Annotated in this window: 21 protein-coding genes and 2 pseudogenes; 9 read left to right on the plus strand and 14 right to left on the minus strand. The window is 61.2% G+C overall.

Annotation, left to right across the window (positions count from 1 at the left end; translation table 11 throughout):
* Positions 1–78 precede the first annotated feature (78 nt).
* Complete coding sequence (locus L0Z65_RS01345; protein WP_405110063.1) at positions 79–3,417, plus strand: M10 family metallopeptidase C-terminal domain-containing protein; 3,339 nt, start codon at positions 79–81, stop codon at positions 3,415–3,417.
* 83 nt (positions 3,418–3,500) lie between these two features.
* Entirely contained in the window at positions 3,501–3,899 is a 399-nt protein-coding gene (locus tag L0Z65_RS01350) for a hypothetical protein (protein ID WP_405110066.1), read from the plus strand.
* 30 nt (positions 3,900–3,929) lie between these two features.
* On the opposite strand, the gene L0Z65_RS01355 is transcribed toward L0Z65_RS01350, so the two are convergent.
* Positions 3,930–5,471: a phospholipase D family protein gene (locus tag L0Z65_RS01355; RefSeq protein WP_405110069.1), complete on the minus strand. Its 1,542-nt coding sequence runs from the start codon at positions 5,469–5,471 to the stop codon at positions 3,930–3,932.
* A 157-nt stretch (positions 5,472–5,628) separates the two neighbouring features.
* On the opposite strand from L0Z65_RS01355, the gene L0Z65_RS01360 reads away from it, so the two are divergent.
* The 4 genes and pseudogenes from L0Z65_RS01360 to L0Z65_RS01375 all read left to right on the plus strand — a co-directional run bounded on the left by L0Z65_RS01360 (position 5,629) and on the right by L0Z65_RS01375 (position 9,198).
* On the plus strand, positions 5,629–5,952 hold the full coding sequence (locus tag L0Z65_RS01360; RefSeq protein WP_405110072.1) for an antibiotic biosynthesis monooxygenase family protein: 324 nt from the start codon (positions 5,629–5,631) through the stop codon (positions 5,950–5,952).
* Positions 5,953–6,177: 225 nt separating this feature from the next.
* Positions 6,178–7,161 (plus strand): annotated as a pseudogene (locus L0Z65_RS01365) (sterol desaturase family protein).
* Between the two features lie 130 nt (positions 7,162–7,291).
* Entirely contained in the window at positions 7,292–8,050 is a 759-nt protein-coding gene (locus tag L0Z65_RS01370) for a hypothetical protein (RefSeq protein WP_405110074.1), read from the plus strand.
* A gap of 218 nt (positions 8,051–8,268) precedes the next feature.
* A complete protein-coding gene (locus L0Z65_RS01375; protein WP_405110077.1) occupies positions 8,269–9,198 on the plus strand; it encodes an MYG1 family protein in 930 nt (309 codons plus the stop codon).
* 112 nt (positions 9,199–9,310) lie between these two features.
* Here the strand turns inward: L0Z65_RS01375 and L0Z65_RS01380 are convergent, their stop codons facing one another.
* From L0Z65_RS01380 to L0Z65_RS01395, 4 genes are all read right to left on the minus strand, one after another.
* Positions 9,311–9,679 carry an antibiotic biosynthesis monooxygenase gene (locus L0Z65_RS01380; RefSeq protein ID WP_096872101.1) on the minus strand — a complete coding sequence of 123 codons (369 nt, stop codon included), beginning with the start codon at positions 9,677–9,679 and terminating at the stop codon, positions 9,311–9,313.
* Positions 9,680–9,751: 72 nt separating this feature from the next.
* Complete coding sequence (locus tag L0Z65_RS01385; RefSeq protein ID WP_405110080.1) at positions 9,752–10,204, minus strand: anthrone oxygenase family protein; 453 nt, start codon at positions 10,202–10,204, stop codon at positions 9,752–9,754.
* A complete protein-coding gene (locus L0Z65_RS01390; RefSeq protein ID WP_405110083.1) occupies positions 10,201–10,752 on the minus strand; it encodes a cytochrome b in 552 nt (183 codons plus the stop codon). The genes L0Z65_RS01385 and L0Z65_RS01390 overlap by 4 nt, the downstream gene beginning before the upstream one ends.
* Positions 10,753–10,783: 31 nt before the next feature.
* Positions 10,784–11,281: a signal transduction protein gene (locus tag L0Z65_RS01395; RefSeq protein WP_405110086.1), complete on the minus strand. Its 498-nt coding sequence runs from the start codon at positions 11,279–11,281 to the stop codon at positions 10,784–10,786.
* A 138-nt stretch (positions 11,282–11,419) separates the two neighbouring features.
* Here L0Z65_RS01395 and L0Z65_RS01400 point away from each other — a divergent pair, with 138 nt between their 5' ends.
* Both L0Z65_RS01400 and L0Z65_RS01405 read left to right on the plus strand, forming a co-directional pair.
* Entirely contained in the window at positions 11,420–11,917 is a 498-nt protein-coding gene (locus L0Z65_RS01400) for a MarR family winged helix-turn-helix transcriptional regulator (protein WP_405110089.1), read from the plus strand.
* Positions 11,918–11,971: 54 nt separating this feature from the next.
* Positions 11,972–12,412, plus strand: coding sequence for a MarR family winged helix-turn-helix transcriptional regulator (locus L0Z65_RS01405; protein WP_405110091.1), 441 nt, complete (start codon positions 11,972–11,974; stop codon positions 12,410–12,412).
* A 65-nt stretch (positions 12,413–12,477) separates the two neighbouring features.
* Here L0Z65_RS01405 and L0Z65_RS01410 read toward each other — a convergent pair whose 3' ends face one another.
* On the minus strand, positions 12,478–13,635 hold the full coding sequence (locus L0Z65_RS01410) for an FAD-dependent oxidoreductase (RefSeq protein ID WP_405110094.1): 1,158 nt from the start codon (positions 13,633–13,635) through the stop codon (positions 12,478–12,480).
* Positions 13,636–14,197: 562 nt separating this feature from the next.
* Between L0Z65_RS01410 and L0Z65_RS01415 the strand changes: the two genes are divergently transcribed.
* Entirely contained in the window at positions 14,198–16,240 is a 2,043-nt protein-coding gene (locus L0Z65_RS01415; RefSeq protein WP_405110097.1) for a TonB-dependent siderophore receptor, read from the plus strand.
* Positions 16,241–16,392: 152 nt separating this feature from the next.
* On the opposite strand, the gene L0Z65_RS01420 is transcribed toward L0Z65_RS01415, so the two are convergent.
* The 8 genes and pseudogenes from L0Z65_RS01420 to L0Z65_RS01455 form a co-directional block, all read right to left on the minus strand.
* On the minus strand, positions 16,393–17,244 hold the full coding sequence (locus tag L0Z65_RS01420) for a TonB family protein (protein ID WP_405110100.1): 852 nt from the start codon (positions 17,242–17,244) through the stop codon (positions 16,393–16,395).
* The gene (locus L0Z65_RS01425; RefSeq protein ID WP_405112426.1) at positions 17,241–17,567 is read right to left on the minus strand and encodes an ExbD/TolR family protein; all 327 of its coding nucleotides are present in this window, start codon (positions 17,565–17,567) and stop codon (positions 17,241–17,243) included. The genes L0Z65_RS01420 and L0Z65_RS01425 overlap by 4 nt, the downstream gene beginning before the upstream one ends.
* A gap of 59 nt (positions 17,568–17,626) precedes the next feature.
* Positions 17,627–18,004 carry a biopolymer transporter ExbD gene (locus L0Z65_RS01430; protein ID WP_014875497.1) on the minus strand — a complete coding sequence of 126 codons (378 nt, stop codon included), beginning with the start codon at positions 18,002–18,004 and terminating at the stop codon, positions 17,627–17,629.
* A gap of 4 nt (positions 18,005–18,008) precedes the next feature.
* A pseudogene (locus L0Z65_RS01435) lies at positions 18,009–19,096 on the minus strand (MotA/TolQ/ExbB proton channel family protein).
* On the minus strand, positions 19,093–20,145 hold the full coding sequence (locus L0Z65_RS01440; protein ID WP_405110103.1) for a siderophore-interacting protein: 1,053 nt from the start codon (positions 20,143–20,145) through the stop codon (positions 19,093–19,095). Before L0Z65_RS01440 ends, L0Z65_RS01435 begins: the two are co-directional and overlap by 4 nt.
* 10 nt (positions 20,146–20,155) lie before the next feature.
* Complete coding sequence (locus L0Z65_RS01445; protein ID WP_040173515.1) at positions 20,156–20,938, minus strand: ABC transporter ATP-binding protein; 783 nt, start codon at positions 20,936–20,938, stop codon at positions 20,156–20,158.
* On the minus strand, positions 20,938–21,954 hold the full coding sequence (locus L0Z65_RS01450; RefSeq protein ID WP_405110106.1) for a FecCD family ABC transporter permease: 1,017 nt from the start codon (positions 21,952–21,954) through the stop codon (positions 20,938–20,940). Before L0Z65_RS01450 ends, L0Z65_RS01445 begins: the two co-directional genes overlap by 1 nt.
* The gene (locus L0Z65_RS01455; protein WP_405110109.1) at positions 21,951–22,982 is read right to left on the minus strand and encodes a FecCD family ABC transporter permease; all 1,032 of its coding nucleotides are present in this window, start codon (positions 22,980–22,982) and stop codon (positions 21,951–21,953) included. The genes L0Z65_RS01450 and L0Z65_RS01455 overlap by 4 nt, the downstream gene beginning before the upstream one ends.
* Between the last annotated feature and the right edge of the window lies 1 nt (position 22,983).

Consider the following 22,983-nt stretch of genomic DNA (forward strand, 5'->3'; position numbering starts at 1 on the left):
GCTATGCCTGCGGAGGGCTGCGGGTGAATTTTGCCCAGCAGGTCTGACCACTCGGGGTTGAATGACAGGGAGGCAAACATGCCCGCAACAACCGACAGCACCACCGAGTGGTGGACCAATGATCAGACGCCGGAGAACCCCTTTGGCAAGAGCGAGGATTACGAGGGATTCCTCGACTACCTGGGCGCGCTTGGCCGTAGCCTGACCCCGGAAATCGCCGCTGAACCCTTGGTGATCAACCTGACCGGGCTGAACGATCACCCGGCCTATAAGGACGCCGCCATCGGTGCGCTGGAGATGTGGTCCTCGGTCACGCCATTGCAGTTCGAGATTGTCGATGATGCGCCCTATGATGCGGATCTCCATTGGATGGAGGTGGTCAGCCCCGAAATCGGTGAGCCGAGCGACGGCAGCGCCTTTTCCAGCGACCGCTATGTCAGCGTCGGCCAGCGCTTCCACGACACCGAGCCGAATATCACCGATCTGGGCGGCTATGTCTTTGACACTTTCGTGCATGAGTTCGGCCATGAATTCGGCCTGAACCACCCTGGTCTTTATAACTACAGCGGCCCCGGCGGTGTGCAGATCAACTATCTGAACAATGCCACCTGGACCTATGACCGTCAGCAATACAGCGTCATGTCCTATTTTGACGGCATCGACGTGGGAGAGGAGACGCGCTGGTCGGCGGTGACCCCGTTGATGGGCGACATTGAGGCGATCATCCGGCGCTATTATTCGACCGTCGATGATGACGGCGTGCGGACCTACCAGACCATCAACCTCAATACCGACGACAACACCTATGGTTTCAACAGCACCGACTATGGCTACCTGTTGACCGAGGACGGGCCGCAGCATGACATCGGCTTTGTGATCCATGACACCGGCGGTGATGACACTATTGATTTCTCCGGTTCCACCGCCAGCACCATTCTGGACCTGCGCGCGGGTGAGTTCTCCAGCGTCAACGGCCACAGCAACAATGTGTCGATCTTTGCGGGCCACAATGCCGACCAGACGGAATATTACATCGAGACAGGGATCGGCAGCAGCTATGACGATATCCTGATCGGCAATGACGGCGACAACGTGTTGGACGGGCGCGCGGGCAATGACCGGATGGCGGGCAATGGCGGCGATGACGTGTATTTTGTTGATTCCATTGATGATATCGTCCGCGAGGAAGAAAACGGCGGCAATGACACCGTGATCGTGGTGGCCGATGGGCTGGATCTGGGCGACATCGCCAATGTGGAGACCATCATCTACGCTGGCGGCACGCCGGGAACACCGGGCAACGACGCGCCGGATGCGCCAAACGGCGGGCCGACCGACGCGACCGACAGCCTGATCATCGGCGATGAGAGCAATGAAACCCTGGACGGTGGCGCAGGGGGCAACACGATCTTCGGCCTTGGCGGCGATGATCTGATCATTGGCGGGCGCGACACGCTGGCCAGCCGCGACATCAACAACACCATCGCGATTGAGGATCTGGAGGATCAGACCGAAACGGATGATGGCAATGATGCGCTTTATGGTGGCGACGGCAATGACACTATCAACGGCGGGGCCGGTGATGACCTGCTGGACGGCGGTGACGGCGATGATCTCTTGCGCGGTCAGGCCGGTCAGGATGTGTTCCGCGGCGGTGCCGGGAGTGACACCGTTGATTTCAGCCAGGAAAGCCCGTTCCAATTGCTGGTCAATCTGGAGACCAATGTGGCCAGCGGTGGCACCGCGTCGGGCGATACCTTCTACAGCATTGAAAACCTGATCGGCTCGGATGACCGCATCGACCGCTTTATCGGCACCTCCGACAACAACCATTTCTGGGGTCAGGGCGGCGGCGACGTTTTCAATGGCGGCGGCGGTGACGACACGCTGGACGGCGGCAACGACGGTGACATGCTCTATGGTGAGGACGGCGACGACGTTCTGATTGGCGGCAGCGGTCAGGACTATCTCGACGGTGGCGCAGGCGTGGACACGGTGCTCTATACCACCAGTTCCGTTGGCGTGACGGTGGATCTGGAAAACGGCACCGCCCGTGGAGGCGATGCGGATGGTCCGGTGCAGATTGTCGGGCGCGGCACCACCATTCGTCATGATATCATTGTCGATGTGGAAAATGCGACCGGCTCCTTCCACGACGATTACCTCATTGGCTCCGAAGGCGACAATGCCCTGCGCGGCGGTGCGGGTGATGATGTCCTGAGCGGTGGCGGTGGGGCAGACCTGCTGGATGGCGGGATTGGTCGCGATACCGCCGACTACGCGCAGTCGGCCCGTGGCGTGAAGCTGAACATGACCAATGGCAAGACCGAGGGCGACACCTATGTCTCTATCGAAAACCTGTCTGGTTCTGGTTTCAATGACCGGATGAAGGGGGATGAGGGTGCCAATGTGCTGACCGGGCAGGGCGGCAATGACACCCTGCGCGGGGCAGCCGGCGATGACATTCTGCTCGGGGATTTTGCCGATGCCGCAGAGGCCCTGCCAGAGCCCGGCATGGGCACCGGCTATGCCACATTGGGGCCGGACGCCACCAACAACTCGATGGAAACCGCCTTTGATATCTCGGACAATTTCTCGCTGACCGAGGATCCGGATATCTTTGACTCCACCACCGTGCTGCACACCACGGTGAATGCCACCGGCAACGGGCAGGGGGGCTATTACAGCATTGATCTGGCGGCAGGCACTGTGCTGACCATCGACATCGACGGCATCGCCGATCCCAATGTCCACGACAGCTGGGTCCGCCTGCTGGACGGCGAGGGCAATATCGTCACCCAGAACGATGATGGCGGCGGCGATCCCGGCTCCACCAGCAACCGCGATTCCAGCACCGTCTTTGTGGTTGAGGAAACCGGCACCTATTTCATTGTCGAGGGCAGCTGGTCGCCGGATGCCGCCGAAGGCTGGTCCGAAAGCGTGCCGGAAGGCTCCACCTATGAGCTGAACGTCTCGGTTGAATTCCCACCGGCACCGGCGCAACCGGGTGAGGCTGGCGCAGATGTTCTGCGAGGCGGGCGCGGCAATGACCTGCTGGATGGCGGGCTGATGGACGATACGCTGATCGGTGGCAAAGGGGATGATTTCTTCCGCTTCTCCACCGAACTGGGGGTGGATAACATTGATGAGATCCGCGATTTCGATGCCGCCAGCGATACGATCCTGCTGGACAGCGCCATCTTTACTGAGGTGGGAGAGGTCGGCGTGCTGGACTTCAACGTCTTCCACAGCAGCGCCTCTGGCACCGCTCTGGATGGCGCGGACCGCATTGTCTACAACTCCAACAGTGGGGCGCTCTCCTATGATGCGGACGGGATTGGCGGCGTTGAGGCCATCCAGTTTGCGCAACTGCAGTCCGGATTGCAGCTGGGCGCAGATGATTTCGTAATCATCTGATCCGGTTCAGAAATAGCCGGTAAACTTGGCGCAGGGGGTCTCATCACTCCCTGTGCCTGCCTCAGGCCGACAAAGGATAAACCATGCCCCACCATCCTCATCGCCGCGCGTTGCTTCTGGGGGCTGCCGGTTTCGCGCTGACGGCCCTGACGTATCGCGCCAAGGCCCAGTCGGAGGTCGTGCAGGGCAGGTTGATTTTTGCAGGGGACGCCAAGATTCCAAAAGGGCGGATCACCATTTCCCTATCAAATCCGGGTCAGTCTGGCACCTCGGATCCGACGCTGGAGTTTGACCTGATCAGCACAGGCCGGGCCAAGCGGATCGACTTCACCCTCTCATCGGCGGCGCTGTCCGCCCTCTCCCCGACCCTGCAGGTGGTGGCGCGGCTTGAACGCGCAGATGGCTGGCTGATCGCCCGCGGCAGCACCAAAATGCCGACAGGCTCTCCGATCCATATTACTCTCAACCAGGTGATGTACTGACATTCAAAGAGCCCGCACTGCGCAGGTATCTCAGAGCATCCATTCGATCGGCAGTAGTCCCAAGATTACAAGAATGATTTGCTGGAAGCCGGTGGCACCCGGTTCCTCCTGATAGATCGTGAGTTCGCCATCTTCGCGAACTTCCTGCCAGACCATTTTGTCTTCCGGTGTGAGCATGGGCTGATAACTGACGCGCTCTGCGGGACCATTGAACTGGTCACTCAATCTGATCGCAAGGGATGGGCTATGAACCAAAAAGCCCATCTCGCAATTAAGGGCTGCCGAACGTGGATCAAAATTGAAAGAACCAATGAAGATACGTGCGTTGTCGATGGCGAATGTCTTGGCATGTAAGCTGGCACCGGAGAGCGGCATGCGCTGTGTTTCAGCGTTTGTGCTTCGCAATTTCAGTTCATAAAGGCTGACGCCGGAGGCCAGCAGATCCCGGCGGTACTTCGTATACCCAGCATAAACCATCAGAACGTCAGTGGTGTTCAGGGCATTGGTTAGGATATTGACCTGTTTCCCGCTTTCGGCGAGTGACGAAAACAGCGCTGTGCCTTCAATCGCCGGAACGAAATAAGCGGAGACCATATCAAGCCGGGTTTCCACGCCTCCAAGGATTTCGATAAGTCGGGTGATTAGCAACTGTTCGCGCGATGCGATCCCGAGGCCCTTTGCCGGATCATCGGCAAACAGCTCTACGCGGGTCCATTCCAGTTCGGTATCACCGTTTGTGTAGCCTGTAGCGCTATCCACCGCACCTTGAAGGATCTCTGTGGCAATCGCACTGGAATTGACCTCTTCAACGCGATCCTGAAAGGCTGGCAGGTCTCCCCTGCCGGTGATGACAGTTTCCACCTCAAAGACAGACTGGCTGTTCCAGTATTGATCGAAAACCCTCGCCGTTTCAGGCACAACTGTTCCTGCGGCCAGGACATCCAGATCAATGTAGTAGTTGTCATCGGACACCTGAAAATACTCATCGCCAATGTTACGCCCACCAATGATCGATACAGCGCCATCCACGGTCAGAGACTTGTTATGCATGCGGCGGTTCATGCGAAAGAAATCATACGTATAGCCGAGGAACTTTGGACTGCGGATCGTTGATGGGTTGAAGAGGCGAATGCTGAAGTTCTCATGTGCATTCAGGGCGGCCATGAAATCATCCAGCCCGGCCACGCCATTGTCGTCGAGCAACAGCCTTACCCGCACCCCGCGTTCAGCGGCCTGATACAACGCATCCATCAACAGGATACCCGACGTGTCGTTGTGCCAGATGTAATACTGCGCATCGACCGACTGCACCGCAGCTTCGATCAATGCAATGCGGCTTGCCAATGCATCATGCCCATTGGCCAAGGGGAACACCCCGGTTTTGTCTCCTCCATGGGAGGCGCTGTCGTCACTAACGATCTTGCCCAGGGTGGTGTTGGCACTGATCGGGATTGCCGAACTCACGAGGCGGTTCGAAATGTCCGGAAGCGGGAATATCAGGCGTGCAGCCATAATAGCGATGACTGCTATGATGCTAACGCGAATGATCAAATGCAAAAGTGTCTTCATCATGTGTCCTTTGCCGTTCGCAGGCGATGATCCAGCGCTTAGCTGCTTGCTCAGCATTGCATAGCTGACTGTTTAACTTTATAAAGTCGGCTATGCAAATTGAACTCTAGGAGCCTTTGTATATGACCTCTCTCTCTGTTCTTGACCTCTCAGGTGCGCTATGAGCGCCGCTGCTGCACAGGCAGAGGCCGACAATGTCACCTTGATCAATGCCTTTGAAGTTCCGGAAGGTGCTTTGCAGGCCTCGATCGATTATTGGAAATTGTCCCGCGATTTTCTGCAAACCCAACCCGGATATGTCTCAACCGCTCTGCATCAGTCGATCGCGCCAGATGCCAAATTCATGCTGGTCAATGTCGCGGTTTGGGAAAGCGCAGAGGCGTTCAAGGCGGCTTCGGCAAAGATGATGCAAACTGCAGGGATTGCGCCTGTAGACGGGCTGAAATTCACTCCGGGTCTCTACACGGTGATCGAAACCGACTGAACGCGGCTGGCCATCGGACCCGCTGATCACGGCGCCATCTTCGCGCCGCGTCTCTGCGATGGCTCGGGTCATCAGATCCCATGCGGGACGACCCCTGGATTCCGGTAGAAGCCGCTGAACAGGAGCGGTGTTCCGGGCGACTATTGCGGTCAGCTATTAACTGTATTCACGCGCGGGATGTTCTGTCAGACTGGCAGCATACCGTTTCGCGCGGAGAAAATGCTGATGGACAAGACGCCGCTCAAGGGGTGGAACCATGTTCCGCCTGTTCCGATCAAAGTATCCCCGTTTTTCACTTGGCCGCCACGGCCGCTGGCGATGGCGGGGTGGCTCTGGAACTCCTGGTTCCTGATTACCGAAAAGTTGATCCTCGTCGCGGTCGCATTTGTGTCCTATTATTGGTTTCAACCCCCTCTCGCGGAGAGCAGAGAGTTTGCCTTTGGCTGGATTGCCCAGATGTATCTGCGCAATCTTCTCCTGATGATAGCGGTCGCTGCAGCGGGCTGCATCTCTATTTCTACACCTTCACCAAACAGGGCCAGAGGCTGCGATATGATCCGCGCCCGCTGATGAAGGCCGGACGGCAGTTCACCTTGGGCGGGCAGATCCGGGACAATATGTTTTGGACCTTGGCGAGTGGCGTGACGGTCTGGACCGCCTATGAGGTCCCTGATGTTCTGGGCTCTGGCCAATGGCTACGCGCCGACGCTGACCTTTGCGGCGCATCCGGTCTGGTTTGTTGCATTGTTCCTGCTGATCCCGATCTGGGAGAGTTTCTATTTCTACTGGATCCACCGCCTGCTGCATGTGCCATTTCTCTACAAACACGTGCATGCGCTGCATCACCGGAACATCAATGTTGGTCCCTGGTCGGGGCTGTCCATGCACCCGGTTGAGCATCTCATCTTTCTTGGCTCGGTACTGATCCACTGGATTGTTGCGGCGCACCCGATCCACATTCTGTTTCATCTGCAATATTATGCGCTGACCGCCGCCACGACCCACACGGGTTTTGAGGGATTGCTGGTGAAGGACAAGAACCGGCTGGCCCTTGGGACGTTCCACCATCAGATGCATCATCGCTATTTCGAGTGTAATTATGGCTCGCTTGAGATCCCTTGGGACAAATTCTTCGGATCCTTCCATGACGGGACGACGGAGGCAGACGCGCGTATTCGGGAGCGTCGCAAGCGTTTGATGAAGAGCTGAGCCCAGATGCGTTCTTTGTGACGGAATATGTTTGATAATCTGGTTGTTATTCGTCGCGAACCTGTGTCTCATATAGGTGAAATGGGATGCGATGCGGCGCAGATCCGATGCGGACACAAGGAAGACAGACATGTTCGATGCAGATCGTGTGCAGGAGGTCGCCCAGTCGCAAATCGTGACCGCGCTTGACCTGTCGATGTTCTCTGACAAGGACATTCTCAACACGGTGTTGCAGCGCTCTGAGGTTCTCTTTGATCTGGATCGCCCTGGCCTGCCGATCCGGCAATGGTCCAAGGGAAAACCCGACGCGCTTCAGGCGGAGGTGGCCCGACGGGGCGATCTGCTGCTCAGGCGTGCGATTTCGGTTCTCTATCTCGAATATCTCGCGCTGAAACCCACCATTGCAACCCTCGCTCCGAAACATGTCGCGGACATAGGATGTGGCTACGGGTTTATTGACCTGTTCATTGCCCGGGATTTCCAGCCCGCGCTGACGCTGATTGATCTGGAAAGCAATGACGCGACGCATTTCGGATTTCACACAGAGGGGGCAGCCTACAGCAGCCTTGCGACGGCGCGGGCGTTCCTATTGGCCAATGGGGTGGCGGCAGAGGCCGTGACAACGCTCAACCCCGGACGCGAGGAGGCAACGCGGACCACGGAGGTCGATCTGGCGCTGTCCTTGCTCAGCTGCGGCTTTCACTACCCGGCGAATACCTATGCGCAGTTCTGGGGAAAAAGTGTCACCAAGGACGGCGCTATCATCCTTGACCTTCGGGATGCAGAGGCTGCCCGCCAGCGCGAGGAGCTGGGTCAGATCGGAGCGCTTCGCGACCTGTGGCGCGGCGAGAAATGGACCCGGGTTCTGATCGACAAGGGAGCGGTCTAGGCGCCGTGTCGGACAGAGGTCTGGGCAAGGATCGCGGCCACAGCTGATCCGCAGAAACTCTCACTCTGCTGTTGTTTTCAACCCTGATTTTGAGCTATCGGATCCGCCATCAGATGGGGTCTGGGGCGAGGTCGGCCGCGCCACGGCTTGCTGTCTTGGAAACCTGTGGGCGCCTTTTGGGGCGCCTGTCTTCTGTCCTGCCGCTGCGGAGCGTTTTTATGACCATCACCCATCTTGTGACCCATTCCGGCGGGTTTCATGCCGATGAACTTCTGTCCTCGGTGATCCTGACCCGCCTGTTTCCCGATGCGGAGCTGATACGCTCGCGAGAGGCTGCATGGATCACGCCGGACGCGGGGCGGATCATCTATGATGTGGGGCAGGCCTATGATGCGGCGGCGCAGATTTTCGACCATCATCAGCGCCCCAATCCCCTGCGCGAAGATGGCCAGCCCTACAGCTCCTTCGGTCTGATCTGGCACCATTTCGGGCGTGATTACCTTCGCAGCCTCGATGTGCCGGAGCCCGACATTGACGCCATCCACCACAGCTTTGATCAGGGCTTCGTGCTGCCGGTGGATCTGCTGGACAATGGTGCGATTGATCCCGGTGTGGCCGGGCCTCTGGCGGGGATGACGCTGCCGGTATTGCTGGAAACCCTGAAGCCGGTGTTTGACGACCGTAGTGAAGGCGCGGATGATCAGGCGTTCCTTGCGGCGCTGCCGGTGGCACGGGCCTTTGTCGAGGCGTCGATCCGGGGCAAGGCTGCGAAACGGCGGGCGGAGACCATGGTGCTGCAGGCGATTGAGGTCGCAGGCGCGGGCAGGGTGCTGGAGCTGCCGATGGGCATGCCCTTCCGCTCAGCAGTGGAGAAGGCAGGCGCCGATCATCTGCTGTTCGTGGTGCATCCGCGCGGCAGCGACTGGACGCTGACCACCATCCGCAAGAGCGGTGACAGTTTCGAGAGCCGCGCCGATCTGCCTGCGGCCTGGGCCGGTCTTACGGATGAGGCGCTTGAGGCGGCCTCTGGTGTTGCAGGGGCAAAATTCTGCCACAACGCGCGCTTCATCGCGGTTGCGCGCAGCCGAGAGGCGATTATGGAACTGGCGAAGCGCGCTGTTCAGGCGGTCTCGCAGACCACTGAATAGCCTGCCTCTGTCAGGGAGGGGACTTACACCCCGCCACTTTGCGTTATGCAGGAGCGGCAGGGCTGAGATACGGAACGGGGGGCGACATGCGCCGTAGTCCGCAGAGGTCCACTCAGTCGCGGATCACAGTGTACAGCGCCGGTCCGGGAACCACGCCTTCGATACGGGGCAGATTTGCGGTTTCGCGCATCAGGGCAGTGGCAGCCTGATAGGCCTCCGGGGTTTCCCACTGGGCGACGTTGATCAGCTGGTACTGCGCATCCGTCGAAAGCGACTGGTGCAGTTTGGTCGAGATATAGCCGGGCTGTGTGTGCAGGAAGTCACGGGCGGCGTCCCACATGGCAATGGCCTCATCCAGCTTGTCAGCGGGAACGGTGAACGTGTTGATCAGCACCACATTCTGGGTGCTCTCATCCGCCTGTGCAGGGGAGAGGCCAAGGCTCAGCGACAGGGCGGTGATCAGGGCAAGCAGATGTTTCATGATGGGTCCTTTCTTGATGTTAGTGGCGGTGGCGGGCAAGTCTGCGGAGGCAGGCGGGCGCGGGACTGCGTTTCAGGCTGATATTTTCAACGCGATACAGCCGAGAATGGCGCCGATCATCGCAACGCCGATGCGCAGGTTATGAAGCATCAGCCACTGATCCAGCTTGGCTGCCGTGGCTGCGACCTCGATGGATTTACTGGCAAAGGCGGCATTCGTCGGCACGAAATAGGCAAACGTCAGACCCAGAACCACCAGCATGCACAGGCTGCTGGCCACCCAGAGCGCAAAGCCTGGGGCACCCCACCCGGCCCAGAGGGAACCGCCAAGGCCGATTAGCGTCGGCCCCACAATGAGAGGGATCGTGTTCGAGACAAAGTGATTGTTGGCTGCAAACCAGGTCAGGAACTCTTCGGGCGGCAGGCTGCGCCAGTAGCCACCCAATGTGATCCCGATGCATAGCATCACGCCGGAAAACCCGGCGGCGCCGCAAATCGCGAGGATGTTGAACGTCTGTTGTATCATTTTGCATTTCCGTCCGCGCGTGTGCCGTACCACATCCGCCAGATCAGGCCGTCACGTTTGATGAAATGGTGATAGAGGGCCGCTCCGACATGCAGCACCAGCAGGCCGACAATGGCCCGCGCCCCGATCCCATGGGGTATCCGGGGGGCATAGTCGTGGAAATTCGGCAGATCCCCGGCGGCACCGCCAAGGATGAGTGCACCGGCTCCGGACAGCGCCAGCATGCCAATGCCGCTCGCTGCCATTCCGAGGATCACCACATAGAACAGCAGATGCACGGCTCTGGCGCTCAGGCTCTGCCAGATCGGGTCGCCCTTTGGGCTGGCGGGTTTTGTGTCGGCAAAGACCCACCATGCAATGCGTGCCAGAGTGAGAGCCAGAATGGTGACCCCCATGGGCACATGCGCGCTGAGAAGCCCGATCTTGGCGCCGCTATCCGTCATGCCTGCAGCACGAAACCCTGAGGCAAGAAGGGCACAGATGAGCAGCGCGCTTAGCCAGTGAATAGTGATAGCGACGGTGCCATAGCGATTGGATCGGCTTTTCATATTGGTCCCTCCTTGTCTGATCTGTGGCGGCTCACTGCTCAGAGAGCGCGGCGCGGTAGGTCTTGATGACGGTGTAGCCTCGCAGGAATTCTTCACGGCTCAGGAAAGCATCATCATTGCTATCTGCCCGGCGATAGTCCCAGGCCATCGCGCGGTGGTACTCGCGGCGGTCGATCGTACCATCACTGTTGCGGTCCCAATTTGCGAACAGGATATTGCGTGCGGCCTGAAACGCCTGCTGTCGGCCCTTTTCATCGGCGATGAACTCAAAGCCGAAGTCCCATTGGGTAAATTCGCCGTGCGAGATGGCACCATCTTCATTGCTGTCAATGGAGACGAAAATCGAGCGACCGAAGTCCACGAATTGCCCCATGTCGATTTCAGTCGTCGAGTCGTCGCCGATTGATCCATAGATCAGGTCCGACAGCTCCTGACCGGGGGTGGTTTCAGTGGACTGGGCGGCAAGAGGAGCTGCGACCGGCGCAATCAAGGTCAACAGCAGGGCGAGGGTGGATTTTGAGTTCATCATTCTAGCGCTCCTTCGGGTTGATTTTATAGCGAGCCATTTATTTTGTTACATGCATTCCGAATCATCGTTGCTGTGGTATATTATATAGTGAGCTATTTATAAATAAATAGCCTGCAATGCAATTTAATTGGGGATGTTATGAAACCGCCAAGAGAGACGTCTGCCGGATATCTGTTCAACCATCTGGCGCGGCTGTTTGCACAGGCGCTGCAAGAGCGGATACAGCCGTTGGGACTGTCGATTGGTGTGTTCCCGATCATGCTGCACTTGTGGGAAGAGGAGGGGCTGACGCAGAAACAGCTGGTCCAAAGGGTTGGGATTGAACAGGGCACCATGGCCAATACGCTCAAACGGATGGAGCGCGATGGTCTGGTCTTCAGTCAGCGGGATCTGAGTGACGGGCGGCGGCGGGAAATACGCCTGACAGAGCACGGATGGTCTCTGCGTAGCCCGGCATTGCGGATTGCGGCGGAGCAGAACACCTATATGCTGTCTGGTCTCACAAAAGAGGAGCAGGCGCAGATCCTGGCTCTCGTCACCAAGATCATCCGTAGTGTCGAAAACTCCGTGATCAGCGAAAAAGAAGCCCGTGCTGACAGGGCCAGTTCTCACAGGGCCAATGGAGAGACGCGGTGAGCCGCGCTTTGCGGCGTTATTGCATTCTATGCTATGCACTGCTACCGGTGGCGCATGACCTTTGATAAAAATACCTCAGCCGGATATCTGATAAATCAACTGGCGCGGCTTGCCTTTGAGGGGCTGCGCAGGGAAATCGAACCGCTGGGCATTGTGCCCGGGCAGTTCCCGGCGCTGCTGGCGCTTTGGCAGCGCGATGGTCAGACCCAGCGTGAACTGGTGGCCAAAACGGATGTCGAACAGGCAACCATGGCCAATACGCTGAACCGGATGGAGCGGGATGGGTTGATTGTGCGGCAGGCGCATCCTGAGGATGGGCGGGCTCGGGTGATCTATTTGACGGAGAAAGCCAAGGCGATCCGTGATCAGGCTTACCGGGCGGCCGGGGATGTGAACGGCGTAATGCTGGCCGATCTGTCGGAGGCGGAACGCCGAACATTTATCGACCTGCTTCAGCGGATGGTCAAAACCCTGCGCGCGGGGGATTTGGGCTGAGGCTGTCCGCCCCCTGATGGCCCGGCAGCAGCCGGAGCAAGGGGGGCAGACCAGTTTCACGTTTGTCAAAAGCTCCTAGTAGCCGGTGAAGGATTCAACCCGGATATCCTGCTCTGCCACGCCGCAGCGGCGGTGAGCATTTTCTGCGTGGCGGTCACCATGCCCGCAGGGCCGACGCAATAGTAGATCGGCGCATTGAGATCGCTGAGGTGGCGGCGGAGCATGTCCTGATCGATCTGGCGGGTCTCACCGCTCCAGCTGTCATCGGCGTCCAGATCGGTCATGGTGGCGATCAACTGGACGTTTGAATTGGTCTTCTGCAGGTTCTCCAGTTCGCTGAGGAAGGCAGAGGCAGCGGGGGCGCGGTTGGAATAGAACAGTGTGATTTTGTGGTCGCAGTTGGTCGCCGTGACGTCCCGCAACATCGACATGAACGGGGTAATCCCGATGCCACCGGCAATGAAAACCGCAGGTCGGCTGGTATCTTCGTGCAGAGTGAAGGTGCCGGAAGGGCTGGCGACCGTCAGCTCAGCCCCGTCGGGCAGCGTGCTGAGGCTGCGTTTAAAGGCGCTGTCGCTCAGCCGGGTGGCGACAGTGATCTGCGGCTCATCCGGTGCGCTGACGATGGAGAGGATGCGGGACCTGGCTTTGCCATCCTCTGCGGCATTCGCGATGGTCAGGCGGATCCATTGGCCCGCCTGATGCTGAAATCCCGCGGGTTTGGTCATGTGAAACGCCATCGTTCCGGTTGCGATTGTCTCGCTGCTGGTCAGTGTGACCTGAGTGGCTGGCGCGGCCTTTCCTGACAGGCGAATGCCATCGCGCATGTTCAGCCCCATCAGGACCAGATTGGTTGCCCCCGCCAGCAATTCGACGACCTGCAAGCTGTAGAAGGTGGCATCGAATTGTCCGGCTGCGGCCCGGGATTCGAGAAAGAAGGCCATCGGCACCAGCACCAGCAGACCGTTGGCGCCAATAATAGGCATCCGCTTCTTTTTGGCCGAAACCAACGCCTCATTGCGCCCGCTGGCCAGCGAGAACCCGGAGCCGCCGACAATCGCCATTGCCGGGATCAGGATGAACATGCCCATCAGTATGGCTGATTTTACGGTTGCGACGGTCGCGTGAGAGCCAAACAGTTCAGACAGGACAGTGGATGTCCAGAACAGCAAGATGGTCAGAAAGCCGATCGTGCCTGCGATGGCGTGGATGCGTGTTTTCATGGCGGGTCTCCATGCTGGGTAAATTACAATGCCTGCTATTAATATAAATAGCAAACTATGTAATTGCAATGATGTTTCGTCGCTGTTTTCGAAGGGGCGCGCTGAGCGAGCTGTTCCAACTCCGATGACCGAAGGTGCGGTGACAGGTCAGCGTTTCTGTCCAATTGTTTCGCGTGCGAAACATTCGGGCAGGGGTGTTGATACTTTTTCTGGGCGTTGCGCAGGGGGCGGGCGCAGATATCTGGTGACGCTGCAACAGATGTTTCGGCGGGGTTAACCGGACGCGGCCAAAGGGGACGATTGCTACTTTGCGATCTTATGGTGGTGTGGGCGTGGTTTGCTGCGCTTGATGCGTGCGAAACTTGCGGTTTCTGCACCGGCTTCAGAGCTTTTGCAGCCGGGATTGGTATCAGGTCTTGCCAGCAGAACTCAGCCCGGCTAACCCCCAATCACCCAGCGAAAAGTCAGGCAGAACATCAACCGCAAAACAAGCGGAGACGGGACATGATTCTGCGACGCACTGCTGTGTCGACCTTTGCCCTGCTGGCCTCTGTGCTCGACAATGGCTGAAGTTGTCGAACTGGAACCAATTATTGTAACTCAGGACTCCGGGGATGCCTTCTTTGGCAAAAGCGTGTCCCTTGATACCGGCACGGTAGCCAAAACCGGGGATGCCATTGCCGAGACGCCGCGCTCGGTCACGGTGGTCACCGCTCAGGAGCTGGCGGAGCGCGGTGCCCAGAATGTGGAACAGGCGCTGCAATATTCTGCCGGGGTTGTTGGCGGCCAATGGGGGCTGGACAGCCGCGCCAACTGGTATCTGGTGCGCGGCTTTGACGCCAGCACCCTGCACGACGGGCTGCCCGCGCGTTACGGGTTTTACAATGACACCAAGCCGGAACCCTTCCTGCTGAACAGCGTCGAGGTGCTGAAAGGCCCGTCCTCCGGGCTGTATGGCAGCGGCGCAGTGGGCGGGGTGGTGAACACCACATCCAAAACCGCCGCACAGGAGGCCGAAAACCTGTTTCAGCTGCAGGTCGGATCCCATGATCGCAAACAGGCGGCGGTGGATGTCAGCGGTGATCTGAACGCCAGCGGCACCCTGCGCTATCGCTTTGTCGGTCTGCTGCGGGATGCCGAAACACAGGTCGATCATTCGCAGGATGACACGGTTGTTCTGGCGCCCTCGATCACCTGGCGGCCCAGCGAGGATACAGAGCTGACCATTCTGGCCAACTACCAGAAAAGCGATGGCAGCCCGCTGATCCAGTTTGCCTCGATGGCGGGTACGCTGTTGCCTGCAACTGGCTTTGGCAATGGTGATTACCTGCCCAACAGCCTGTTTGTGGGGGAGCCGGGGTTTGATACGTTCAATACAGAACAACGGGCCATCACGGCGATGTTCAAACATCGTTTCAACGCGGTTTGGAGCCTCAACGCCAATGCGCGCTATCTGGAGAGCGACGGTGAATACCAGCATGCCTGGTGGGCCTTCGATAACTTTGGCTCTGGGCGCTACAACCCGGATGGCACCATCAACCGGACCTTCTACCGGGCTGAAAACACGCTGAAGACCTGGGGGCTTGATGCCTATGGCACGGCGGAATACCGGCTTGGTGGTTTCGATATGCGGACCATTGTCGGAGCGAGCTATACACGCGGCCATTATGACAGCGACACAGGTTACGGCGCACAGGTTGGCCCGATTGATCCGTTCAACCCGGTTTATGTCGGTTACCCGACGATTGCGGTGACGGACACACCCGGGACATCCATCACCGAAACCGGCGCGTATGTGCAGCAGCGTGCCAGCTATGATGACCGGCTGTTTGTCGATTTTGGTCTGCGCTATGGCAAGATCGAGAGCGGGCCGAGCAATGGCAGCTTTGGTGCGACCAGCACCGCGGCCAGTGACAGCGAATGGACCGGCAATGCGGCGGTGATGTACCGCTTTGACAACGGCATCGCCCCCTACATCAGCTACGCCGAAAGCTTCCGTCAGGATGCGATTGGCAGCGATGTGAATGGCAAGGCGTTTGAGCCGACCCGTGGTGAGCAGTATGAACTGGGTGTGAAATTCCAGCCTGCAGGCAGTGATACGCTGCTGACGGCGGCGGTGTTCGATCTGACCAAATCCAATATGACGGTGGCGGATCCGGGCAATCCGGGCTTTCAGGTGCAGACCGGTGCCGCCTCGGCCAAGGGGTTGGAGCTGGAACTGTTCCACCGCTTTGGTGATCTGACAGTGGATGCGGCTTATACCTATCTTGATAGCGAAGATGCCGAGGGCGATTATATCGCGCAGGTGCCGAAGAATGCCGCCTCGCTGTGGCTGAACTACGCCCCCGAAGCGGGTGCCTTGCAGGGTTGGAGCTTTGGCGGCGGCGTGCGCTACAACGGCGAAGCGTGGGGGGGAACCGGGACCTATCTGACGCCGTCCTATACGCTTTATGATGCGGCTGTTTCCTACGGTCAGGACAATTGGCTGGTGTCGCTCAATGTGCAGAACCTCACCGATGAGCGTTATGTCACGACCTGTCAGGGCGGTGCCTGCTACTTCGGCGACGGGCGAAACATTGCCCTGACACTGACATCGAAGTTCTGAGCCTTAGCCACGGCTAAGGGGAACGGCAACTGCGTCCGCAAGATCTGCGGGCGCAGTTTTTTTGTGCCGTTTGGGCCACTTGGGTGAGCAGAAAAGAAAACGGCCCGCATGAGAATTGCGGGCCGTTTGGACATTGCCATGGACCTGACGGGTTATTTGGAGAAGGTCATCGGCAGGTTGAAGGTCATCTGGTTGAGAGACAGCTGCTTGGGGGCGGCAGGGAACTTGCGGGCGCGGGCAACGGCCTGAAGGGCGGCCTGGTCCAGCGCTGCATTGCCGGAAGATCTGGCGATCCGGTGGCTGATTAGCTGGCCGTTGCGCGCCACGGTGATGCGCACAATGACCTTGCCATTGCCTCTGGCGCCAGAGGGGTAGCGTTTGCGCCGTTCGACGCGGGCGCGGATTTTTGCGCCCCAGATGGATTTGAGTTTCGCCTGTTGCCCGGCCTGTGCCGTGGCAGCGGCGGCGCGTCCGGCCTGACCGGCCTGAGCACTACCACCCGATCCGGCGGCGCGCTGGGCCGCGCGGCCTGCGGAGGTCTGCTGGGCCTTTTGGGCGGTCTGGGGGGGCGGTTCCTGTTTGGGGCGCGGTTTGGCGCGGGGGCGAAGATCGGGATCGGGTTGCGGCTCTGCCTTTGGCGGTGGCGGAGGTGGGGGAGGCGGTGTTGTGTCCAGTTGCAGCTTGTCGTCCGGCGTGGGCTTGGCAAGGGCGATCTGCCGCGCGGCACTGGGCGCCTGGGCCAGTTCGAACTGGGGCACCACAGGCGCTGTCGGGGCGGTCTGCGGTGGTGTCAGGGCGGTGTCGATCTGCGGTTGGGTCTGCGGCGGGCGCTCCCAGGTTTCGACCATCTCGGCGACGGTGGCGCTGGCGGCCTGCACCGAGACCATGGCATCGCCGCCCCCGCCGCTGGCCTCAGCACCGGATTTGGGCGCACTGGCAAAGAGCGCCACGTGAATCACCGTGGCGATCCCGGCAAAGACGGTGAGTTCGGCTGCACGTTTCATTGCGGGTTCACCACCAGTTCGGCGTGGCTCAGCCCGGCCTCGGCCAGCTGGCGCAGGATCCGCGCCAGTTCTGTCGCCTGCAGTCGCGCATCGGCGCGCAGCTGCACGGTTTTGCCGGGTGCGCTGGCAAGTCGGCTGAGCGCGGCGGGCCCTTCACTGCCATCGAAATGCAACCGACCCGTGGCGTCGATATAAAGCACATCGTCGGATTTGGCCTCGCCCTCCAGCCCGGCGTCGGGCGGGGTCACCTCGAACGGGTCAGGCTGGGCGAGGCGCGAGGTCATCAGGAAGAAGATCAACAGCAGGAACACGACGTTGATCATCGGCACGATGGATTCACCACGCGCGCGGCGGGGGGATCGGTCAGGTCCATAGGGCCTCCTCACTCCACCAGAACAAAATTGGTGAACCCCGCCTGCCGCAGCAGGCTGGTCACATCGGTGATGCGTTGCAGATCGGCCTGATCGCGCCCGCGCAACACCAGCATGTCGCCGGGGCTGTCCATCAGCGGGGCCAAGGCCTCGGCCAGGTTGCTGTCGGCCACCGGCAGCCCGTTCAGGTCCAGATTGCCCGCGCCGATACCGATCAGCCGGGGCGGGCCGGTGTAGCTGCCGCCCTGACCTGCAAGCGGCAGGTCCAGCACCGCATCGGTGCCAAAGCGGGACGCCAGCATGAAAAACACCAGCAGCAGAAACACCACGTCGATCATCGGCGTCAGGCTGGGTTTGCGCCGGGGTTTCGGAGCTTGGGTGAACTGCATCGGGTTACTCAGCGGCGAGTTTCAGCGACTGCGGCTGATGGGCGACAAAGATGCGGGTGGCGCTGTCTTCGACGTCGCGGCGGATGCGGGTGATCACGGCCTCAAACCAGGTCAGCGCGGCGGAGGCTGGGATGGCCACGGCCATGCCGGCAGCGGTGGTCAGCAGCGCCTCCCAGATGCCGCCGGCCAGCAGCGCGGGATCGGCCTTGGACCCGGCGGCCTGCAAGGCCTGAAAGGCCGCGATCATGCCCAGAACCGTGCCCAGAAGGCCCAGGAGTGGGGCAATGGTGGCAATCAATTCCAGCGCGCCAAGGCCGGTGCTTGGCCGAGGCCAGATGCAGCTTCGCCACGCGGGCGGTTTCCTCGCGGGCGCGATCTTCGGGCAGGGTGCAGACGGAGGCCAGTGCGGAGGCGACGACTTTGGAGCGGATGCCCCGCTCGGCCCCGGACGATGTCGCGGGCGGCGTCCTGTTCGCCCCTCTCAAAGGCGGCGACGGCGCGACCCGCCTTGCCCCGCGACCAGGCGCCGATCAGCGCCAGCCGCCAGATTTTCCACAGGATCAGCGCCAGCGTGATCACAGAAAGCGCCGCAATCGCCCAGATCGACGGCCCGCCGTCGCGCAGGAACTTGACCGCTTGCGCCGCCGCGTCGCTGGCGGTTTCAGCCAGCATCTCCGGCTGGGAGAGCGGTGCCTCGGGTTGGGGCGCGGGCGTTGCTGCGGGCGTGTCATTGAGCGCGGGGCTGGTGTCGGCTGCGGGTGTCGTCTCGACGGTGGGGCCTGCTCCATCGGCAGTGGTGGTCGCGGGGGCGCTGGTGCCGGAAAGGCCCGGTGTTGGCGTTTCACCCGAGACGGCTGGCGCCGCAGACGTCGATGTGCCCGCCGGAGCAGCCGGGGCAGCGGGTGCGGCGGGGGGCGTGGTGACTGGGGCAGCGGGTGCGGCGGGGGGCGTGGTGGCTGGGGCCGTGGTGGCTGGGGATTGTGTGGTGATTTGCGGCGCGGATGTGGTCGGGGCGACGGGGGCCTCCTGCGCCACAGCCAGCGAGGGGATCAGCAACAGCGCGGCAAGGGCCGCTGGTCTGCGGATGGTCATGATTGGCTCCAATAGGCAGCGATATAGCTTTGTCCGGGGGCGGGTTTGTCCTGCTTTACCGCGGCGCGCAGGCGCTGCACGTCGGATTTTTCGCAGGCAAACCACAAAAAGTGGTCGGGGGTCCGCGCACGAGCAGTCAGGGCCAGATCGCACAGGCTCTGCTGGTCAGCGTGGCGCAGCCAGGTGACGGAGATGCCTTCTGGCGCGGTGATGGGATAGCCGCAATCGGCCCCGTCTGCGGCGAGGAGGACCGCCGCTCCGCGACTGTCACGCGGCAGGGTTTCCAGAATGCGGGCGGCTGCGGGCAGAGCGGTTTCATCGGCATAGATCAGGATTTGCGAGGTCTGCGGAATGCCACCACCGCCGGGGCCTGCAATCCGAAGCGTGTCGCCGGGTTTGGCGCCCAGAACCCAATTGGTGGCGCGGCCACCATCGTGCAGGAAGATGTCAAAGGTCATCTCTGCGGCGGCATGATCGATATCGCGGGTGGTATAGACCGGGCGGTGCAGCGCCTTGTCACCCAGGGGCCAGACAGTGGCGCCGTTTTCAGCCACGTGAGGCCACGCGGGGTCAGCGCAATCCGCAGCGGGCAACAGCAAGCGGAAATGAATGGCGTCCTCCTGAAAGCTGCTGAGATCCGCCGCCTTCACCCGGACCCGCAGGAAGGCGCGGCCCACCGGGGTGATCGACATCACGGTGGTGACATGCACGTTCGGGGGAAGCGCGCCGACGGTGGCGGTGTCGGACCAGCGCAGGGTCTGGGACAGGCCGGGTTGCAGCTCCTCCAGATGTTCGGCAAAGCCATCCTTCAGCATATGCAGACGGTCGGGCAGGGCGGCGGAGACGCGGATTTCGATCCCGTCACCCTGAGCGCTGAAATGATAGTGGCCAAAGCTGGGCACCTCGACCGTGACGGCGCTGTCGCTGTCTTCGATCACCGGCAGCTCATGCTCCTGCGCCATGGCGACAAGGGGCGTGCGCAGGGTACCAAAGGCCAGCGTGGACAGGGTGGCGGTGGTCTGTAGCGGGAAGGTCGGGTTGATGGTCATGGGGTCTCACTCACTCCGGGATGACATGCGGGCTGCCGTGGACGGGATCGGCAATGATCCGGCAGGGCAGGGCGAAGACGGAGTGCAGGACGCCTTCGGTGACCACCTCCTTCGGGGGGCCTTCGCAGAAGACCTGCCCGTCTTTCAGCGCGATCATGTGGCTGGCAAAGCGCGCGGCCAGATTGATGTCATGCAGCACCATGACCACGGTGCGCCCGGTGTCCCGGTTGAGCTGCTGCACCAGTTTCAGCAGTTCGATCTGATGCGGCAGATCGAGATAGGTCGTGGGTTCATCCAGCAGCAGGATGTCAGTGTCCTGCGCCAGCGCCATGGCAATCCAGGCGCGTTGGCGCTGTCCACCGGAGAGCGCCTCAAGCGGACGATCCGCATGGGGTGTCATCTGGGTGAGGTCGAGTGCGCGGGTGACCGCCTCGGCGTCCTGTCTGGACCATTGGCGCAGCGGCGATTGATGCGGGGTGCGGCCGCGGGTGGCCAGATCGCGCACGGTCAGCCCCTCTGGGGCGGTGGGGGTCTGCGGCAGGATCGCCAGGCGCTGTGCGACGGCGCGGCTGCCCTGTCGGTGGATCGCCTTGCCATCCAACAGCACCTGACCCTTGCCCGCAGGCTGGAGCCGGGCCAGCGCCCGCAGCAGGGTGGATTTGCCACAGGCATTGGGACCGACGATCACGGTGAGCGCGCCATCGGGGAGATCTGTGGACAGCCCGTTGAGCACGGGCGTGCGGCTGTAGGACACCGAGAGATCCTCGGCGCGCAGGCGGGCGGTGGCAGCCATCACAGGGCTCCTTTTCTGAATTGGGCCAAGAGCAGCCAGATCAGCACCGGGGCGCCGATCAGCGCGGTGAAGACACCGGCAGGCAGCTGGATCATCGGCACCGCGCGGGCGGCGGTATCTGCCAGCAGGGTGATCAGCGCGCCGGTGGCTGCCGCGGCCAGCAGCACGGGGCGGCCATTGGGGATCAGGCGGCGGGCGATGGGACCGGCGGCAAAAGCCACAAAGGGCAGCGGCCCGGCGGTGCTGACAGCCAATGCGGCAAGCAGGATGCCGGTGCCGGTGAGTGCAAGTCTGAGCGGTGACAGCGCCATCCCCAGCCCGGTTGCGATATCATCGGCCATGCCCAGCCGGGTGAGCGGGAAGTGCAGCCAGACCAGCGCCGGAGCCAGCAGCAGCAGGCCGCCCCAGATGAGGGCAACATCGCTCCAGCTGCGGGCGTTCAGCGTGCCGATCAGCCATTGCGCCATATCTGCGGCGGTCTGGGCATCCATGCGGCTGATCAGCAGATCGCCTAAGGCGGTCAGCATGAGGCTGGCCCCCACACCGGTCAGGATCAGCCGATAGGGCGGCAGGCCGCGCGACCAGGCCAGGAGGGTGACAACACCGACGGTGATGAGCGCGCCGACGATGGCACCGGGCAGCACCATGCCACCGGTGAGCATCATCGCCACCAGCGCGCCGCAGCTGGCCCCGGCGTTGAAGCCGATCACATCGGGAGAGGCCAGCGGGTTGCGCATCATGGTCTGGAACAGTGCACCGGAGAGGCCGAAGGCAGCGCCTGCCCCAAGTGCGGTCAGGATGCGTGGCATCCGATGGTCCAGCAGGATCATCTGCTGGATCGCGGTGCCGCCGCCGGTCAGGATCTCTCGCATGTCCGCAAGGCTCAGCGGGTAGCTGCCCAGGGTCAGGGCCAGCACCGCAGTCGCCAGCACCACGCTGAACAGCAGGGCCGCAGTAAGTACCGCGCGGCGTGAGATTTGCAGCGACAGGGCAGAGAGGCGGAGGGTCCAGATCATAGCTTGCGCACCCCGTTGCGGCGAACCAGCCAGATCAGCACCGGTCCGCCAATCAGCGCGGTCATCACCCCGGCCTGCATATTGCCGCCAAACAGCGCAAGCCGCCCCAGAAGATCTGCCGCGATCAGCAGCAGCGCGCCGAACACGGCAGAGAAGGCAAGCGACCAGCCAATCGCGGGGCCTGCGGCCCAGCGGGCGATATGCGGGACGATCAGCCCGGCAAAGGCAATCGGCCCGGCCATGGCAACGGTTGCGCCACACAGGAGCACAATCGCGGCCCCGGTTGTGAGCCGTGTCAGCCCGGTGCGCACGCCCAGCCCCTTGGCGGTATCCTCGCCCAGCATCAGTGCGTTGAGGCCGAACCCTGCAACAATGGCCAGCAGCGCGCCCAGAATGAGAAACGGCAGCAGAGACTGGAGCGTCGCTGGCTGAATGCCGTCGAACCCGCCCAGCACCCAGAACCGATAGACATCCAGCGTCTGTCGGCTGACCAGCAGCAGGGCACGGGTGAGTGCCAGAAACAGCGCGCTGACCGCAGCCCCGGCCAGGATCAGCCGCAGCGGATTGGCCTGACTGCCACCGCCGAGGAGGAACACCAGCACGGAGGCGGCCAGACCACCACCGAGGGCCACCCAGATGAATTCAGCCGGGTCGGTCACGCCCAGAACAAGAATGCACAGCACAACCCCAAGGGCTGCGCCACCGTTGATGCCCAGAAGGCCGGGATCAGCCAGCGGGTTGCGGGTCATCGCCTGGATCAGCGCGCCCGACATGCCAAGAGCCGCCCCCGCCAGCCCGGCCCCGATCAGTCGCGGCAGGCGCATATTGCGCACCACGATATGATCGGCATTGTCCGGATCATAGCTGGTCAAAGCGCCCCAGATCTCAGCCCCGCCGGTGGCGCGGGCACCAAGGCTGAGGGCGGCAATGGACAGCAGGCCAAGCGCAAGCAACGCAGCCCCAAACCACAGCAGCCGCAGATCGCCAGTGCGGGAGTGCCGAGGAAGCGAGAGTGTCGATGCGGTCATG

It is taken from the genome of Phaeobacter sp. BS52 (assembly GCF_045040595.1).
GTDB classification, from domain to species: Bacteria; Pseudomonadota; Alphaproteobacteria; order Rhodobacterales; family Rhodobacteraceae; genus Phaeobacter; species Phaeobacter piscinae.